The organism is Delftia sp. CH05, from assembly GCF_009827015.1.
GTDB lineage: Bacteria > Pseudomonadota > Gammaproteobacteria > Burkholderiales > Burkholderiaceae_C > Comamonas > Comamonas tsuruhatensis.
In genome coordinates this window covers 1-1,837 of the sequence record NZ_WUMG01000100.1, presented here as the reverse complement: position 1 = coordinate 1,837, position 1,837 = coordinate 1, and the positions used below count along the sequence as shown (strand labels likewise).

Below are 1,837 nucleotides of genomic sequence, written 5' to 3'. Positions count from 1 at the left end.
GCTCCCAGGAATCCTTGATCCACTGAACACTGAAGGCCCTATCGTCTCGGATTTTCCGATTGGCAGAAGTGCAGTACACGGGAATCCGGCCCAGAAAGTAGATCCAAGAGTCGTGAAGATGGCTATTCTGGATTGGGCATCCCGTAATCTCAAAAATCTCAAATTCTCGCAGGAAGAAGAAGTCACCTTGCGCCCGCCTTCTGAAATCAAAGGCCTGGCCGGCGTTAGCGAATACAGGTTAGGAAGAAAAATCCAACTGCAGCTGAACACTGCCAGTAGCAACGATCTCTTGAGCATGCATTGGGCTGTGGAATTACTGAATAAGTATCCCATTAATTTCGAACGAGTGATTTGGAGCAATCCCACAGCGGTGGGCGCTCAGGTTAGCGCCTTCACAACGCTCTATATCCTGGAATAGGTCAAAAAATGGAACTCGGTATCACATTGAGAATGCCCGGGCGACGGGGCGAGAAACATCAAGATCAGCATGCAAAAGCCAAGGAAGCGCTCCAGCAGAAATTGAAGGACCACAACGAAAAGCGCGCAGTGCTTGAGAGATACTCTGTTTCTGATGTCGCGGCAGTTCCTGATGGTGAGTATATCTATCTTCATAAGCTCACTCACCCGCTGGGTGAACAGCATCTGGAGCACTTCGCGGCAATACAGAGCGGCATGCTTTTCGAGCAGAAGATTGTCGGCTTCGCCCTCAATCAGCCACTCGCAGATTCCAAGAGCTCTAAAAGCCATCGTACCTATTTGCTGATGACTCCTGACATGTATCTGCAAAGCAGGGGCATGTTGGACGTTGCTCAGCGTCTGAAGGCAGACAACTATCTAAATATCTATCCGTTGATTTCCACTTGGGAAATCATACGGGCGGTACACCACAACAACGCACGCGAAATCAGCAGCTCGGATTCCGAACAAACTTCAACACAGACGCGCGTGCGGCAATTGCTATTGGACGCTGCAAAATCGGGCGCATCAGATATCCATATCGAAGCACGCGAGAACAAGGCCGAAGTCTTGCTCCGTATTGATGGTCGTCGCTACAAGATGGGAGACATCTCTTTGGCCACTGCTGAAGACTATGGTTCGGTGCTCTTCAATTTTGAATCCACAGACATTGCCCGAAAAGGCTCTTGGACGAAGCGAGAAATCAAGGACACCAATTTTGACGTGTGGGATGACCCTACAAAGAAAAACAAGCGCCTATTGACTGTGCGGTTCCACTCAACTGCCATACATCCAGATAAATTTCAGTTGGTTTTGCGTCTGCTCAGACCTGCCAACGTGGCGGGCGGCTTCAAGAGGCTAAGCGACGTCGGCTACTCTGACGCTCAACGCGAGCAGGTCGAAAGAATGCTGATTGGTGGCTCAGGTCTGGTCGTCTTTGTCGGGCCGACGAACTCTGGTAAATCTTCATCACTGCAGAGCTGCATTCAGCAACTCTACGAAAACCGGGGACCAAATATCAAGGTATGCACGATTGAATCTCCGGTGGAGTACGAAATTCCTAACGCATGCCAGATGCCCGCAACGAAGGATACGTTCAACGAACTTTTGGAAGCCACATTACGGCAGGACCCCGACGTGGTCATGGTCGGAGAAATCCGCGAAAGTCAGGCCGCAAAGACCGTCAAGAATTTGGTGCTGGCAGGCCACAAGATTCTGTCTTCCATCCATGGTTACTCGGCGATGGCTGCATTCTCTCGGCTTGAGCAGTTGGGTGTGGATATTGACCTGATGACCATGCCTGGATTCGTTTCCGGCTTTGTCTATCAAAGGCTATTGCCCATTGTTTGCCCCGAGTGTTCATTGCCACTTGATCTCGCTC

1 protein-coding gene and 1 pseudogene are annotated in these 1,837 nt (G+C 50.5%); both read left to right on the top strand.

Annotated features, from left to right (window positions below; genetic code table 11):
- Positions 1 to 418 (top strand): annotated as a pseudogene (locus GRX31_RS30340) (hypothetical protein); the annotation flags it as partial.
- An 8-nt stretch (positions 419 to 426) separates the two neighbouring features.
- The coding region (locus tag GRX31_RS30335; protein WP_160856251.1) for a GspE/PulE family protein at positions 427 to 1,837 on the top strand (1,411 nt) is incomplete at its 3' end.